The organism is Clostridium sp. Marseille-P3244, from assembly GCF_900120155.1.
In the GTDB taxonomy this organism is placed as follows: domain Bacteria; phylum Bacillota; class Clostridia; order Lachnospirales; family Lachnospiraceae; genus Mediterraneibacter.
The window spans coordinates 2,282,619-2,297,674 of the sequence record NZ_LT635549.1; the positions used below are offsets into that span (position 1 = coordinate 2,282,619).

Sequence of the window (15,056 nt, forward strand, 5' to 3'; positions counted from 1 at the left end):
TTTCCTCCATTATCTTACATTTCTGTCATACCGTTCTCTTTGTGGTGCTTCCAAATCCACCGTTTCTGATCTCAGTAGCATCGTCATCCAGCGTAATCCCGTACTCGGCAAAAATCCCCTGCATGAATCCTTCTCCTGCTTTGATCTCAACCGTTTTTCCTTCTTTGCTGTCATTGGTTATCTTGGAAAAAATATGTCCCTCATTGTCAGAATAATAATAATCACTGTCGATGATTCCTACCGTGTTGTTCAGCTGCAGACGGAACTTGAATCCAAGACCACTCCTCGGATAGCATTTCAGGACCCATTCCGGTTCCATCCATACCCGGATCCCCGTAGGGACCTTCACTGTCTCACCCGGGGCCAGAGTCAGGCTGACCGGAGCAAAAAAGTCGTAACCCGCGCTGCCGGAAGTGGCACGTTTCGGAAGTTTGATCTGATCATATATTTCTCTTGCCGCACTCTCTTCTTCCGCCCCGAATGTATCTGTCCAGCCCTCGATAAACTGTCCCAGGCTTACTTTCTCAAATTTTGCGATCCTTTTCATAATCTGCTCTCCTTATCATATTCAAAACATTCCTGAGCTGCCCAGGACAGAAACGATCTCCTGTATCGTCTGCTCATCTACTACCAGAGCCATCCTGACATACCCTTCTCCATTGCTCCCGAAGGCGCTTCCCGGCGTGACGATCACGCCGGTCTTCTCCATCAGTTTCATACAGAAATCAACGGAAGACTCATATCCATCCGGAATCTTTGCCCAGACAAACATCGTTCCCTGGCTGTCCTGTACATTCCAGCCAATGCTTCTTAATCCTCCACACAGTGCCCTGTTGCGCGCTTCATACCGCTCTCTCTGCTCTTCTATAAAATCATCCGGTCCGGTGAGCGCAGCGATAGCCGCATACTGCACCGGGTAAAAGATACCGTAATCAATCTGGGATCGAAGCAGACGGAACCGGCTGATGATCTCTCTGTTCCCGACTACAAAAGAGATCCTGGCACCGGTCAGATTATAGGACTTGGACAGAGAATAAAATTCTACGCCTACATCCTTTGCTCCCTCAAAGGAAAGGAAGGATCGCCCGGGCCTGCCTGTAAACGTAATATCTGAATAAGCATTGTCGTGGAGGATCACGATATCATGTTTCTTAGCGAACACAATGAGTTTTTCATAAAATTCATCCGGAGCGCAGACACAGACCGGATTCAGCGGATAGGAGACGATCATATACTTCGTCCTTTTGAGTACTTCTTCCGGAATACTGTCCAGATCAGGAAGATATCCGTTCTTCTCTTCTATGTCGTAATATTCCACCTGTGCTCCGGCCATAATCCCACTCATCTCAAACATGGGATATCCCGGATCCGGCACAAGAATCACATCACCCGGATCGCAGAACACAGACCCGATATGTGCCATGGCTTCCTGGGAGCCATAGACGGACATGACTTCATCTGTCCCGATATGTACTCCGAACCGCTTCTCGTAGCGATACTGCACCGCTTCCAGCAGTTCCGGCAGATCTGCCAGAGAATACCTGTAATTCTCCGCCTTTTCGCAGGCTTTCTGCATGGCTTTCATCACATGGGGCGCAGGCTGGAAATCCGGAGTCCCCACAGACAGGTTGTATACCTTCCTCCCGGCTTTTAACAGTTCCTCTTTTTTTTCGTTTAAAGCGCCGAAGATCCCCGGCTTGAAATCATTGATCAGACTTGAAAAATGGCTGCTGTCCAATGGAATTCCTCCTCTTCTGTCATTTTATCCGGTAAATTCGTAAATTCTTATTTAAACGGCGTTCCGTAAAGATCGTACGGAGTCGCCTGATACACATAATAATTGAGCCAGTTCGTATACAGATTATTTGCATGGGCTCTCCATGTGAGCACCGGTTTGTTCTCCGGGTCATCGTCCGGATAATAATTCTCCGGAATATGGGGATGAAGGCCTCTTCCCAGATCTCTTTTGTACTCTGAATCCAGCGTCATCCGGTCATATTCCGGATGACCCATCACAAAGATCTGCCGCCCCTCTTTTGCCATACAGAGAAAAACACCCGCCTGAAGAGAATCCGCAAGAATGGTGATACGCTCATCCGCTTCCAACAGCTCCTGGGGCACCTCGGTATGTCTGGAATGAGGAGCCATGAACACATCGTCAAATCCTCTGACAAGAGGGATCTTCCGGTTTCTCACACGATGTCTGTATACACCGGACAGCTTCTTCGGCAGGTCTTTCTTGTCTATCCCATAATGATAATAAAGCCCTGCCTGAGCCCCCCAGCACAGGTGAAGCGTAGACGTCACATTCGTGTCAGTCCACTCCATGATCTTCATTAATTCCTCCCAGTAGTCCACCTCCTCAAAAGGCATCTGCTCCACGGGAGCTCCCGTAATGATAAATCCGTCAAACTTCTTTGTTCGGATACCCTCAAAAGGCTCATAGAATTTATAAATGTGGCTGGTGGATGTATTCTTGGATACATGACTGGTCATTCGGACAAAGGTTACGTCCACCTGGATCGGAGTATTTGACAGAGACCGCAGGATCTGCAGTTCCGTATCTTCCTTGAGGGGCATCAGGTTCAAAAGCCCGATACTCAAAGGCCGGATGTCCTGGTGTGCTGCCCGGTACTCATCCATTACAAATATGTTTTCCTGTTCCAGTATCTCCTTTACCGGCAAATCGTTTTGGACCCGGATTGGCATAGTCTGTTTCCTCCTGTTCTTTCAGGCATTCTCTTCCCGGTCCTGCCGGACCGCAGAATGCAGATGAATTGATTATAACGCTATCTGCTCACAGGCGTCAATAATCAGGAAGTGAAAAAAAGGGACAGGCACCTTTTAAAAAGTACCTGTCCCTTTTTTTCACTATTTTCAGAATATTCAGCCACAATGGCACTGGAAAGTGGCACATTCTGTTCCGCTGCAGTCTTTTGCGTTTCCGCCCTCGACGCTGATCTTGCCTGCATGACACTGGCAGTTTTCATTATACATACACTTTGTTGCCCTGCAGTCGATATTCGAACAGTCAGAAGCGGATTTCATAGACATGGAATTTGAATACGTCCCTTCTGTCCTCTCCTGAAAACTGTCACAGCATGTCTCCTGAGGATTCCTGGCATTATCGCCGCCGACCTGGATCTTGTCCAGTCTGCACAGGAACTGATCATTGTGTACACATGTCTGCACCGTACATTTTAATTCTGGCATAACAAATACCTCCTCTTTTTACAGATTCAGAATTAGTATGCCCATTTGGGGGAAAAGTATTCTTTCTGATTTTTATAACCTGACGCGTTCTCTGTCCGGATGTTCTCCTGACCAGCCGGCCTGAGGCATCGTCATCAGTCTCCAAATATCCTCCTCATCTATATCAAAGGAAAACAAATCCAGATTTTCACGTAATCTGGAAACGGAAGAAGCTTTCGGGAGCGGAACGATCCCTCTGTGCACTGCGAATTTCAGGCAGATCTGCGCCGGTGAAACCCCATATTTGTCTGCCAGATTTTTCACCAGCGGCTCATCAAGTACTCTTTTTCTGCCGATCGGACTCCAGGCCTGAACAAGGATGTTTCTGTCCTGACAGTACCGCACCGCTGCCTCCTGACTGTATCCCGGATGAAACTCAAGCTGGTTCACCATGGGCCGGATCCTGCAGTTATCTAAAAGATTCTCAATATGATGAGGCAGAAAATTGCTTAATCCGATGGCCCGCACTTTTCCTTCTTCATACAGCTCTTCCATGGCTTTCCATGTATCCGCGTCAAGCTTTTTCCAGTCCTTATAGTCGGGAGACGGTTTCGGCCAGTGGATCAGATACAAATCCAGATAGTCTGTTCCAAGATTCTGAAGCGACTGCTCAAACGCGGCCCGCACATTCTCATATCCCATTTCATTCTTCCACAGCTTGGTCGCGATAAAAAACTCATTCCGGGAAATTCGGCTCTGTCCGACCGCCTCCGCAATGTCTCTTTCCGTACCGTAAAAAGATGCTGTATCGAAATATCTGTAACCGTTCTCTATGGCAGCACGTATCACTTCCGCTCCTCTGCCGTCTTCCAGTTTATAGGTTCCAAATGCCACTGCCGGCATCTCCACTCCATTCTGAAGTGTATAGCATGGTATATGAATCATCTTTCTTTTCCTTTCTGCAGCCACGTATCTATTACTCCAAAAAATTCTCTTACAAGGTAATTCAGCTGGAATACCGGGTTAGAAGACGCCGGTATCAGACTGAGTTTTTTATATCCCTCCTGCCGGGCAATGAGAGAGGCGCGGTAAATATGAAAATCATTCGTTACGATACCGATCCTGTCATGATCCGCATCCAGATATTTTCTGCTGTATCTCAGATTTTCCCTGGTCGAAACCGATCGATCTTCACAACAGATCCTTTCTTCATCTACCCCGTTTTCCACCAGGTACCGTTTCATAGCCTCAGCCTCGGAGATCTCTTCTCCCGGTCCCTGTCCTCCAGAAACGATCACTCTCATCCGCGGGAATTTTTCCGCATATTCCAGCGCTTTATCAAGACGCCGTCTCAGAGAATCCGTAATTTTTGTTCCCCTCACCTGGGCGCCGAGGACGATGATCCAGTCCGGCTCCATTTTGCTCCGGCTTTTTATGACACTGATAATCCTGAACTCTACTGTCAGAAATGCAATCCAGAACACCAGACAGAAAAAACCAATAGCTGCATACATGTATGCAGAAAGCGGCATACATCCCAACACCAGATGCACACCGCCGGTTATCAGCCAGAAAGCCGCAAATGTAGACTTTAGCCTGCGGGAATAAAAAGCCAGAACCACATAATAGATCAGACACAGTATTCCCATGATCAGAAAATAGCACTTCATCTATGCATTTCTTCCGCAGCATTTCTTATACTTCTTGCCGCTTCCGCAAGGACACGGATCGTTCCTTCCAATCTTCTTCCCTTTACGGATCGTGCCGGAAGCTTTCTGCTCTTTGTAAAGGCGCTTCCTTGTCTCTTCGTCATAGATCTTCTCCCACTGAGGAAGCTCATACAGCCAGTCAGCTTTGGCATCTACCATGTTCTTGTACAGTTTCTCTTTATCAAAAGCAAGGCTGACCTCTGTGTCCTCCGTCATCGTCTCAATGGGATTCGGCGTTTTAAGGCTGTCATTGATTCCATCCAGAAATCCTACCATCGTCATGACATCCTGTCCATACTTCTCCGCCAGTTCTCTGACCGTGCCCTTCACCTCTGTGTCCGGCTCCTCCAGCAGCTGCTCATAAATTTCCTTCTCAATGTTAAAATAGGATGCCCAGAACTTTTCAAGATGATCTCTTGACTGCGTCTGGTCATATGCCATGTCACGCCACTGGTCCAGTAAACATTTCTCGCTCATCGTATATTGCTCCTTTATCTTAAAATCCATCGCCAACCATTATATAACAATTTCTGTTTGCCGTAAACCACTATTTTACTTGAGTTTCCGCAGAATTATTCCCTCAGACAAATCTGCTGCGTTTTGTTATCCACAACTTTCAAAAAATGGCCAAAATATAAGGAATCCTGTCCCTTTTTGATGTAAAATTAAGCTGCAAAACAAAAACCTTACTAAACAAAAAGAAAGGGGATTCCTTATGGCTAATTCTACATCAATTACCTACCGTTTGAAAAGAAAAATTTTGACTTTTACTAATAAAATCTCCCGCAGACTTTCGAAACCAGATCGGAAGTTCACAGCAGATATGGTTTATGGCATTCTGGCATCCAGAAGCTGTCTGCTCACTGATATTTCCGACCAGCTTCATGAAACGGTACATAAGGTGAATACTGTAAAACGGCTTTCAAATCATCTTTCGGAAGGAACGCCGGCTTCTGCTGCCGCTTCTTATCTCCACACCGTAAAGAGACTCGTTCCCTCTGAACCAGTGGTCCTCATTGATGAAAGTGATATCGTAAAACCAGATGGAAAACAGTTTGAAGCTCTTGGTATCGTTCGCGATGGTTCTGAAAGCACACAGACGAAAAGTGTTTATAAAAAAGGATACCATGTAACAGAGGCCTGTGTCCTGACTGCCAACAAGCATCCTGTCAGTGTTTTTTCCATGATCCATTCTTCTGTTGAGAAGGACTATAAATCTGTAAATACCATCACATTTGATGCGATCAAACAGGCATCTGCTCTTTTCGGAAAGGCCACCTTTGTTATGGACCGCGGTTATGATGACAATAAGATCTTTCTCATCCTCGACCATCTGAAGCAGGATTACGTGATCCGCCTGAAATCCAACCGGAAACTTCTTTATCACAACAAATGGACAAAGGCAACGGAACTGCAGAATCGGAGGAAAGGGAAAGTAAAAGCGGATGTTTTCTATAAGGGAAAAGAGCATACCGCATATCTTTCCCACGTAAAAGTTCAGATCACTGCCTCCCGGAAAAATATTTATCTGGTCCTGGTCTATGGGATCACGGAACATCCCATGATGCTGGCTACAAACAAAGAGATCCGTTCAAAGGATGATGTGATCCGCATTGCCAGAACTTATTTTTCCAGATGGCGGATCGAGGAATATTTCCGTTGTAAAAAGCAGACCTATCAGTTTGAAAATTTCCGTGTAAGAAAACTGGAAGCCATTAATGCGCTTAACTTTTATATTACTTTAGCCATGGCATTTTTAGCTCAGGAAGAATTAAGTCCTGAGACAAACGCCCTGAAAGTTTCAATCATACAGGAAGCAGACCCGATCAAGGAAAAAGTCAGTTTCTGCTATTACCGGCTGGCAAAAGGCATCTCCGGCATACTGTCACATGCCAAAGAGGGCATCCGGCTCTGGTACAGGACAAAGCGTCCGACATACCGTCAACTCTGCCTTAAGCTGACCGCCTGAATAGATAAAAGTATATGTCTCCCAAAGCCCGGTTCCGGCGGGGCTTATAAAAGTGCCTCTACTCTCGGTGCTGCCATTCTAAATCTCTCAAAAAATGGGCAGATTGGTACTTTAGAAAGACATACTCATCTTTTTAGTACAATCTGCGGAAACTCAATCTATTTTAGGTATACTATTCTCAGATCATCAGACAAATTGTCTGCACCATATGGACACAGGTGCCCCTCATCAACTCAGAAAGGATTTTATTTATGAAAAAAGCGAAACGCGTCCTGGCTCTTATCGGAGCCATCCTGCTCATTTGTCTCTATGGCAGCACTCTTGTATTAGCCCTCATTGATTCTCCGGCCTCTGCCAATCTGTTCAGAGCCGCTGTCGCCGCTACAGTCTTCATACCGGTTCTTATATATGCTTATACACTGACTGCCCGTGTTTTAAAAGGCCGTGGAGCTGATCCTGACAGCCATCCGGAAATGGATCCGGACAAAGTTCCGCCAGAAAAACACGGAAAAGATTCAGACATATAAGAGTTCTGCCAGCCTCAGAGCGGCCGTCTCACTTCCGGTCACCTTGTCCATCGGATCCTTGTCCCGTAAAGCGGCTTCATGCTGTCTTACCGCTTGTCTTTTTATCAGGTATTCTTCCATTGATATTACATTTTTTGCTGTTTTCCTGCTGTCTTTACCCATAAAAATACCTCCTTTTGTTTCATCCCAGCCATATATTATATTATTGTAAAGGGAAAAATATGTCTGGTTTTTATACTCCCGTCCTCTCTTTTCTAAGAGGACATTTTTATCATACTTTGTAAATGTGTCCGAAGATTGGTCTTTTTCTAAATATTTTCTTATCGATAAATAAATAATTTCCGACATAAAAATAAGAGCAGCCTATATTCATAAGCTGCCCTGAAATAATGACTCCGTATTCCCAATCCTAACGATTCCGGTAAATAATATCATCTCTCCCCGGTCCGTTGCTGATCATCGTAATCGGATATCCCACTTCTTTTTCTATAAACTCGATATAATTCCGGCAGTTCTCCGGAAGCTCTTCATACCTGCGGATCCCGCGGATATCACACTTCCAACCCGGCAGTTTTTTAAATACCGGCTTTGCCTTCTCCAACAGATGGGTAACCGGAAACTCTGTCGTCACTTCCCCGTTGATCTCATAACCTACGCACACCGGGATCTCATCCAGATAACCGAGCACGTCAAGGACCGTGAAGGCCACGTCCGTTGTCCCCTGCATCCTGCATCCATATTTGGAAGCCACGCAGTCAAACCAGCCGACACGTCTGGGACGTCCTGTTGTCGCGCCGTACTCTCCTCCGTCGCCGCCCCGTCTTCTCAGCTCTTCCGCCTCGTCTCCGAATATCTCGCTCACAAAGGCACCCGCTCCCACAGCGCTGGAGTAAGCCTTGCACACTGTAATGATCTGCCGGATCTCGTAGGGAGGGATCCCGGCGCCGATGGCTCCGTACGCCGCCAGTGTAGAGGAAGACGTCACCATGGGGTAAATGCCGTGATCCGGATCTTTCAGAGAGCCCAGCTGTCCCTCGAGCAGGATATTCTTTCCTTCCTTCAGGGCATTGTGGAGGAACAGTGAAACATCGCATACATAGGGCTCTACCATTTCTCTGTAGCTGACAAGTTCCTTATACAATTCATCCGGATCGATCAGGGGTTTATGATAGAGATGCTCCAGCAGGACATTCTTCTGTTCCGCCACCCGGGCGGCTTTTTCCCGCAGCAGGTCATCATCAAAGAGCTCGCTCACCTGGAAACCGATCTTTGCATATTTATCTGAATAAAACGGCGCAATACCGGACTTTGTGGATCCGAAAGACTTTCCGCCCAGACGTTCTTCTTCATAGGCGTCCAGATTTTTGTGGTAGGACATGACAATCTGGGCCCGATCGGATACAAGGAGCTTCGGCATCGGGACTCCCCTGTCTACGATAGACCGGATCTCCTTGAACAGGACCGGAATATCCAGCGCGACTCCATTGCCGATAATGCTCGTCGTATGACTGTAGAACACACCGGATGGCAGTGTATGCAGCGCAAACTTTCCATAGTCATTCACGATCGTGTGACCCGCGTTTGCTCCGCCCTGAAAACGGACGATGATATCTGCTTCTTTCCCGAGCATATCCGTGATCTTGCCCTTTCCTTCATCGCCCCAGTTTGCACCAACTACTGCTTTTACCATTTCCATTCCTCCCGCGTATTGAGCTGTTTCAGCTGTCTCATACTTCTAATAATCTATCAGCGGTGCTTATGATTGACCGCCGTATGAATTATACTATAATTTCCCCCGCATGTAAAATGTTATTTCTGATTTTTTTACATTCCCGCATTTTCAGAAGATTCCTATTGTAATTGAGCAAAAAAAGTATTAAAATAAAATCCATACTCGGGATGTTCTCTTTTCATTTGCAGAGTGCATCTTCTTACAGAAAGGAGATCTTACATTGAAAAAACTGATCAAATGGTTTAGTATCTTCGCTGTCATCGGAACGGCGATCGGACTTGCCGTCGCATATTTCTGCAAGAACAGTTCCGACAGCCCTGACGAAAATGACGCTGATCTTACAGAAGATGAAGATTTTGATCTGGACGCCGATCTTCAGCCTGCCGCCGGAAGGGAATATGTGCCTCTAAAAAAAGACCAGGAGGAAGCGCCGGAAGAGAAATCCGAAGATTCAGAAGAAAACTGATACAAAATTTTATAAAAACAGATGCCGCGGCCGGTTTGACCGCGGCATTTTGCTGTCTTCAGTTTTTTTTGTTTTTATCTGGGCTGTCCGCGCCTGCCTTATCTTCATTCCACGCGATGCCGAGAAGGCGGACTGCCTCCCTGATCTTCTCTTCATTCATATTGGCATAGCCCAGGAGGATCGTCGTATCCTCCGGACCGGAACCCTTCTCTCTGTCAACATAATATTCCGACAGTCCGTATACCTTAATACTTTTCTCTGCCGCCATACGGATCAGTTCTTCCTCGTTCCGGCCTCCGGAAAAATGAAGCAGCAGGTGCACGCCCGCGTTCTCTCCTGACACTGTAAAGTCCAGATCCAGTTCTCTCAGAGCCGCAAGAAGCGTGTCATGTCTGCTCCGGTACAGAGCTCTTGTCTTATTTAAATGCCTTTCATAATACCCATCCTCAATAAACTTCTGCAGGATAAGCTGATCCACCTTAGATACAGTAGAACTGATAAAGCTGCATCTCTTTGTGTACCTGTCAAGAACCGGTTCCGGCAGAACTAGATAACTCATACGGATTGCCGGGGCGATCGACTTTGAAAAAGTTCCGATATAAATTACTTTTCCACTCCTGTCATAGCCCTGCAGAGCCGGAATCGGCTTTCCTTTGTACCGGAATTCACTGTCATAGTCATCTTCTATGATATATCTTCCCTCTTTTTCTTCTGCCCATTTCAGGAGCTCCAGCCGCCGTCTGATCGGCATGACTGTCCCCAGCGGATACTGATGGGAGGGCATGACAAAGGCAATGTCAGCGCCGGAGTCTTTCAACTTGTCCACCCGCATTCCCTGTTCATCCATATCCACAGTACGCATCTGATAGGACAGATTCTCAAACAGCCGGTAAGCCTGTCTGTACGTAGGGTTCTCCAGAGCCACTGTGTGATCCGGTCCCAGGATCGCTGTTAGAAGCATCAGAAGATAGTCATTTCCCGCGCCCACGATGATCTGCGCCGGCGTACAGTTCACGGCTCTGGCCTGATGGAGGTAGCTGCTGATCGCGCTGCGAAGCCCGTACTCTCCCTGAGGACATCCAAGACGGAAAAGCTCTGCCCTGTCATCCACGAGACATTCTCTTGAGAGCTTCCGCCAGGCATTGTAGGGAAAACTCTTCAGGTCCACTCCGTTTGGAGTAAAATCATACCGGTACTTTCTCTGTTCTCCAGGCCCCTCTTTCTGCACAGAAGACTCCGGGCGGCTGATCTGATAAAGGCCGTCAATCTGAGAAACATAATATCCCCGGCACGGCCTGGCCTCGATGTAGCCTTCCGACAAAAGCTGTTCATATGCCAGTTCCACCGTGCTCCTGCTCACATCGAGATGACGGCACAGTCCCCGTGTGGACGGCAGCTTCTCTCCGCTCGCGATTGCGCCTTTGCGGATTTCTTCTTTTATATATCCATAGATCTGCTCGTACAGAGGTGTCTTATCTCCGGGTCTTAAGCTGATCGTCAGTTCATTCATATTCTCTTACCTATTTCGGTAGCCGGAAAGAACTCTTCAGTGACACGATCCGGTTGAACACAAGATGTTCCGGCTTCGAGTCATGGGCATCAACGCAATAATACCCGTTCCTGACGAACTGGAAGCTGTCATACGGTCCGGCGCCTTCAAAACTCGGCTCCACATAAGCCTCTTTGATGACCTTCAAGGAGTTGGGATTCAAGTTCAGTGAGCCGTCTTCTTTATTGTAGACGCCCTTCTCCTCATCGATCAGATTCTCATAAAGTCTTACTTCTGCCTTCTGCGCATGGGCCGCCGGAACCCAGTGGATCGTCCCCTTTACTTTTCTTCCTGTAAATCCGCTGCCCGCCTTTGTCTCCGGATCATAGGTACAGTGAACCTCTGTCACATTCCCGTTCTCATCCTTGACAAAGCTTTCGCATTTCACGAAATACGCGTGCATCAGACGGACTTCATTGCCCGGGAAAAGGCGGAAATATTTCTTTGGAGGCTCCTCCATGAAATCTTCTCTCTCGATATAAAGTTCACGTCCAAAAGGCACTTTCCTTGTGCCCAGCTCCTCATTCTCCAGATTGTTGGCCACGTCCAGATATTCGATCTGCCCTTCCGGATAATTGTCGATCACAAGTTTGATCGGATCCAGCACCGCCATCATGCGGGGCTTCTTCATCTTCAGGTCTTCCCGGATACAGTACTCCAGCATGGCATAGTCCACAGAACTCTGCGCCTTGGACACGCCGCACATATCAATGAACATCCGGATGGACTCCGGAGTAAATCCCCGGCGTCTTAAAGCCGCGATAGACACAAGCCTCGGATCGTCCCAGCCGTCTACGATCCCTTCCTCTACAAGTTTTTTAATATAACGTTTGCCCGTCACCACATTGGTCAGATAAAGCTTGGCGAACTCAATCTGTCTCGGCGGATTCTCAAATTCACATTCCCGCACCACCCAGTCATAAAGAGGCCTGTGATCTTCAAATTCCAGTGTGCAGATCGAATGGGTGATCCCTTCGATGGCATCCTCGATCGGATGAGCAAAGTCATACATCGGATAAATGCACCACTTGTCCCCGGTATTGTGATGGCTCATATGGGCCACTCTGTAGATTACCGGATCCCTCATATTGATATTGGGGGAAGCCATGTCGATCTTTGCCCGGAGCACTTTCTCTCCGTCCTTGTACCTGCCTTCCCGCATTTCCTCAAACAGCCTTAAATTTTCTTCCACACTGCGGTCTCTGTAGGGACTGTTTTTCCCCGGCTCCTTCAGGGTCCCGCGGTACTCTCTCATCTCTTCCGCGGTCAGATCACAGACAAAGGCCTTTCCTTTTTTGATCAGCCTGACCGCGCACTCATACATCTGGTCAAAATAGTCAGACGCAAAGTACAGGTGATCCCCCCAGTCAGCGCCCAGCCACTTTATATCCTCTTTGATGGAATCCACAAATTCCATCTTCTCTTTTGTGGGATTCGTATCATCAAACCGCATATGGAATGTCCCGCCATACTCCTGGGCAAGCCCGTAATTTAACAGAATGGACTTGGCATGTCCGATATGAAGGTACCCGTTTGGTTCAGGCGGAAAACGGGTGCAGACATGATCATATACCCCCTCTGCCAGATCTTTGTCGATCTCCTGTTCGATAAAATTCTTAGAAACAGCTTCGTTTTCCATGTTCTCCTCCTCTAATAACACAAAATAGCGCAAAACATTCGTGAAGATTATCTTATCATAAAATAGAGTCCGCCACAAGAGCAGTACCTTTAACTTTTCAACTCCAGACGGCAGTCTGAATGAAAGACAGTTTTCTCTTGACAATATGATGCTGTCTGGTGTATATTAAGTCTTGTGTATAAAACAGGTGTCTGTAGCACAATGAACAGATATGCAGTATGCTGTCTTGGCGCAGTCGGTAGCGCGTCGCCTTGGTAAGGCGGAGGTCGGGGGTTCAAGTCCCCTAGACAGCTTAATGAAGGATTCTGAGAGATCAGGATCCTTTTTTATATAAAAGCAATGATTTCTGGCATTTCCCGATTTCCTCCGGGCGTTATGTTATACTGTACAGACAAAAGTGGTGTTTTCGGTCCGGGCAGGAGGAAGGGACTATGAGGATAGGAAGAGAGGAACTTGAGGACATGAGGGCAGGACTGGACCGTCTGACAGATTTTATCCGGGGCATGGAACATGGGGAACTGCCGTATTTTTACCGATATTTTGATACCATGAAGAATAATATCGAAATATTTTTCTATGCAGGGTGCGATGATATTTCCGATCTCTTCCCGGTACTCGAAAGAGACTGGAAAGCATCGCACACAATGTTTATCGGCGTGCAGGACTACGACCTGCGGAAAGAGCATCCCGACGCGGATCCCATGCTCTGCCTCTATTTTGCCCGCCTTCTTGCGGATGTCGGGAAATACTTTGAGCGTGGGAAAGCAGAGTTTATCTGAATTAGTTTCTCTGCTTTTTCCCTTTCCGGCTTACCATGATGATCATAAGCAGGAAGGAAAGAGCGATCACCGACCATACGGCAAATACGGAAGTGCTCTGGGTGCTGAATTTATCATAATATCCTTTCAGATAGATGATGACCACCACCCAGGGCAGGACATATGTCATATACCCGCGGATAAACTGCGGGAATTTCAGACCGTTTCCCGCATTTGCCTCCCGGATAAAGTTATCCCATCCCCAGCCGTTTTTATGGGTACAAAACAGCAGATAGATCACCGATCCCAGGGGAAGGATATTGTTGGACACAAGGAAATCCTCCAGATCCATGATATTGGATCCCGCGCCCAGAGGCTCTATCCCGGACAGGACATTGAATCCCAGAATACAGGGAATGCTCAGCATAATGATGAGCACGATATTAATCCCTACAGATTTTTTCCTGCTGAAGCCGAACAGATCCATCCCGAAGGAAACAATATTTTCAAATACTCCGACGATCGTAGACAATGCGGCAAAAAAGAGGAACAGGAAGAACAGCGCTCCCCAGAACCGGCCGCCCGCCATCTGAGTAAAGATATTCGGAAGTGTGATAAATACAAGTCCCGGCCCTGCTCCGGGCTCAACATTAAACGCGAAACATGCGGGGAACACGATCAGCCCTGCCGTCAGTGCCACGAAAGTATCAAGAAGAACGATACTCAAGGATTCTCCCATGAGGGAACGGGAACGGTCCAGATAGCTTCCGAAGATCGCCATGCCGCCCATCCCGATGCTCAGAGTAAAAAACGCCTGGCTCATGGCGCCGAATACTACATTCCCCAATCCGTTCTCCATAACCCGGGAAAAATCCGGTATCAGATAGAATTCCAGCCCCTCGGCGGCTCCCGGCAGTGTTACGGAGCGAACGGCAAGAACGACCATGATGGCAAGCAGACAGAGCATGGTCACCTTCATGATCTTCTCCACTCCTTTTTGAAGACCGATGCTGCAGATACCGAAAGACAGAAGGATGACCAGCACGGTCCAGAAAGTAAGAGTGCCGGGAGACAGAAGCATGGAATCATACTTCTCTGCCACCATTTCTGTCGTGATCCCGGTGAATTCTCCACTGGCCATACGGAAACAGTAATAGAGCATCCATCCGCCCACCATAGAGTAGAACATGACCAGCAGGTAATTGCCGGCGATGGCAAACCAGCGGGTATAATGCCATCGGGAGCCTTCTGGCTCCAGCACATTATAGGATGTGGCAATACTTTTCTGACTGGCGCGCCCGACGCTGAACTCACAGACAATGATAGGCATCCCCAGAATGACCAGAAACAGAAGATAAATCAATATGAAAGCAGCGCCTCCATACTGCCCGGCCATATAGGGGAATTTCCATACATTTCCCAGTCCGATGGCACATCCCGCGGACACAAGTATAAATCCAAGGCGAGAGCCGAATTTTTCTCTTTTCATAAACAAATTCCTCTTTCTTATCAGTT

The 15,056-nt window shown here is 47.4% G+C and carries 16 protein-coding genes and 1 tRNA gene; 5 read left to right on the forward strand and 12 right to left on the reverse strand.

The features are described from left to right. Positions 1-25: 25 nt before the first annotated feature. The 7 genes from BQ7367_RS12675 to BQ7367_RS12705 form a co-directional block, all read right to left on the reverse strand. A complete protein-coding gene (locus BQ7367_RS12675; RefSeq protein WP_072525772.1) occupies positions 26-547 on the reverse strand; it encodes a dCTP deaminase/dUTPase family protein in 522 nt (173 codons plus the stop codon). Between the two features lie 21 nt (positions 548-568). Next, on the reverse strand, positions 569-1,738 hold the full coding sequence (locus BQ7367_RS12680; RefSeq protein WP_072525773.1) for an aminotransferase class I/II-fold pyridoxal phosphate-dependent enzyme: 1,170 nt from the start codon (positions 1,736-1,738) through the stop codon (positions 569-571). Positions 1,739-1,785: 47 nt separating this feature from the next. After that, complete coding sequence (gene metA / locus BQ7367_RS12685) at positions 1,786-2,709, reverse strand: homoserine O-acetyltransferase MetA (RefSeq protein ID WP_072525774.1); 924 nt, start codon at positions 2,707-2,709, stop codon at positions 1,786-1,788. 177 nt (positions 2,710-2,886) lie between these two features. Continuing rightward, complete coding sequence (locus BQ7367_RS12690) at positions 2,887-3,213, reverse strand: DUF1540 domain-containing protein (protein WP_072525775.1); 327 nt, start codon at positions 3,211-3,213, stop codon at positions 2,887-2,889. 72 nt (positions 3,214-3,285) lie between these two features. Next, positions 3,286-4,137 (reverse strand): aldo/keto reductase, encoded by an 852-nt coding sequence (locus BQ7367_RS12695; protein WP_072525776.1) that lies wholly within the window; start codon positions 4,135-4,137, stop codon positions 3,286-3,288. Further along, on the reverse strand, positions 4,134-4,862 hold the full coding sequence (locus BQ7367_RS12700; protein ID WP_072525777.1) for a YdcF family protein: 729 nt from the start codon (positions 4,860-4,862) through the stop codon (positions 4,134-4,136). The genes BQ7367_RS12695 and BQ7367_RS12700 overlap by 4 nt, the downstream gene beginning before the upstream one ends. Continuing rightward, positions 4,863-5,378, reverse strand: coding sequence for an SEC-C metal-binding domain-containing protein (locus BQ7367_RS12705; protein WP_072525778.1), 516 nt, complete (start codon positions 5,376-5,378; stop codon positions 4,863-4,865). A gap of 346 nt (positions 5,379-5,724) precedes the next feature. Here BQ7367_RS12705 and BQ7367_RS12710 point away from each other — a divergent pair, with 346 nt between their 5' ends. Both BQ7367_RS12710 and BQ7367_RS12715 read left to right on the forward strand, forming a co-directional pair. Next, positions 5,725-6,870: a transposase gene (locus BQ7367_RS12710; RefSeq protein WP_235837530.1), complete on the forward strand. Its 1,146-nt coding sequence runs from the start codon at positions 5,725-5,727 to the stop codon at positions 6,868-6,870. Between the two features lie 251 nt (positions 6,871-7,121). Then, positions 7,122-7,397, forward strand: coding sequence for a hypothetical protein (locus BQ7367_RS12715; RefSeq protein ID WP_072525779.1), 276 nt, complete (start codon positions 7,122-7,124; stop codon positions 7,395-7,397). Here the strand turns inward: BQ7367_RS12715 and BQ7367_RS12720 are convergent. After that, complete coding sequence (locus BQ7367_RS12720) at positions 7,386-7,745, reverse strand: hypothetical protein (RefSeq protein WP_072525780.1); 360 nt, start codon at positions 7,743-7,745, stop codon at positions 7,386-7,388. The genes BQ7367_RS12715 and BQ7367_RS12720 overlap by 12 nt on opposite strands. Before the next feature lie 61 nt (positions 7,746-7,806). Further along, on the reverse strand, positions 7,807-9,087 hold the full coding sequence (locus tag BQ7367_RS12725) for an adenylosuccinate synthase (protein ID WP_072525781.1): 1,281 nt from the start codon (positions 9,085-9,087) through the stop codon (positions 7,807-7,809). A gap of 262 nt (positions 9,088-9,349) precedes the next feature. On the opposite strand from BQ7367_RS12725, the gene BQ7367_RS12730 reads away from it, so the two are divergent. Further along, positions 9,350-9,595, forward strand: coding sequence for a hypothetical protein (locus BQ7367_RS12730; RefSeq protein ID WP_072525782.1), 246 nt, complete (start codon positions 9,350-9,352; stop codon positions 9,593-9,595). A gap of 58 nt (positions 9,596-9,653) precedes the next feature. Here BQ7367_RS12730 and pdxR read toward each other — a convergent pair whose 3' ends face one another. Then, on the reverse strand, positions 9,654-11,105 hold the full coding sequence (gene pdxR / locus BQ7367_RS12735; protein WP_072525783.1) for a MocR-like pyridoxine biosynthesis transcription factor PdxR: 1,452 nt from the start codon (positions 11,103-11,105) through the stop codon (positions 9,654-9,656). Positions 11,106-11,115: 10 nt separating this feature from the next. Continuing rightward, positions 11,116-12,783 (reverse strand): glutamine--tRNA ligase/YqeY domain fusion protein, encoded by a 1,668-nt coding sequence (locus tag BQ7367_RS12740; RefSeq protein ID WP_072525784.1) that lies wholly within the window; start codon positions 12,781-12,783, stop codon positions 11,116-11,118. 220 nt (positions 12,784-13,003) lie between these two features. Here BQ7367_RS12740 and BQ7367_RS12745 point away from each other — a divergent pair. Both BQ7367_RS12745 and BQ7367_RS12750 read left to right on the forward strand, forming a co-directional pair. Then, a tRNA-Thr gene (locus BQ7367_RS12745) sits at positions 13,004-13,076 on the forward strand. A 138-nt stretch (positions 13,077-13,214) separates the two neighbouring features. Then, positions 13,215-13,562, forward strand: a complete 348-nt coding sequence (locus tag BQ7367_RS12750; RefSeq protein ID WP_072525785.1) for a hypothetical protein — start codon at positions 13,215-13,217, stop codon at positions 13,560-13,562. A gap of 1 nt (position 13,563) precedes the next feature. On the opposite strand, the gene BQ7367_RS12755 is transcribed toward BQ7367_RS12750, so the two are convergent. After that, on the reverse strand, positions 13,564-15,030 hold the full coding sequence (locus BQ7367_RS12755; protein ID WP_072525786.1) for a sodium-dependent transporter: 1,467 nt from the start codon (positions 15,028-15,030) through the stop codon (positions 13,564-13,566). Between the last annotated feature and the right edge of the window lie 26 nt (positions 15,031-15,056).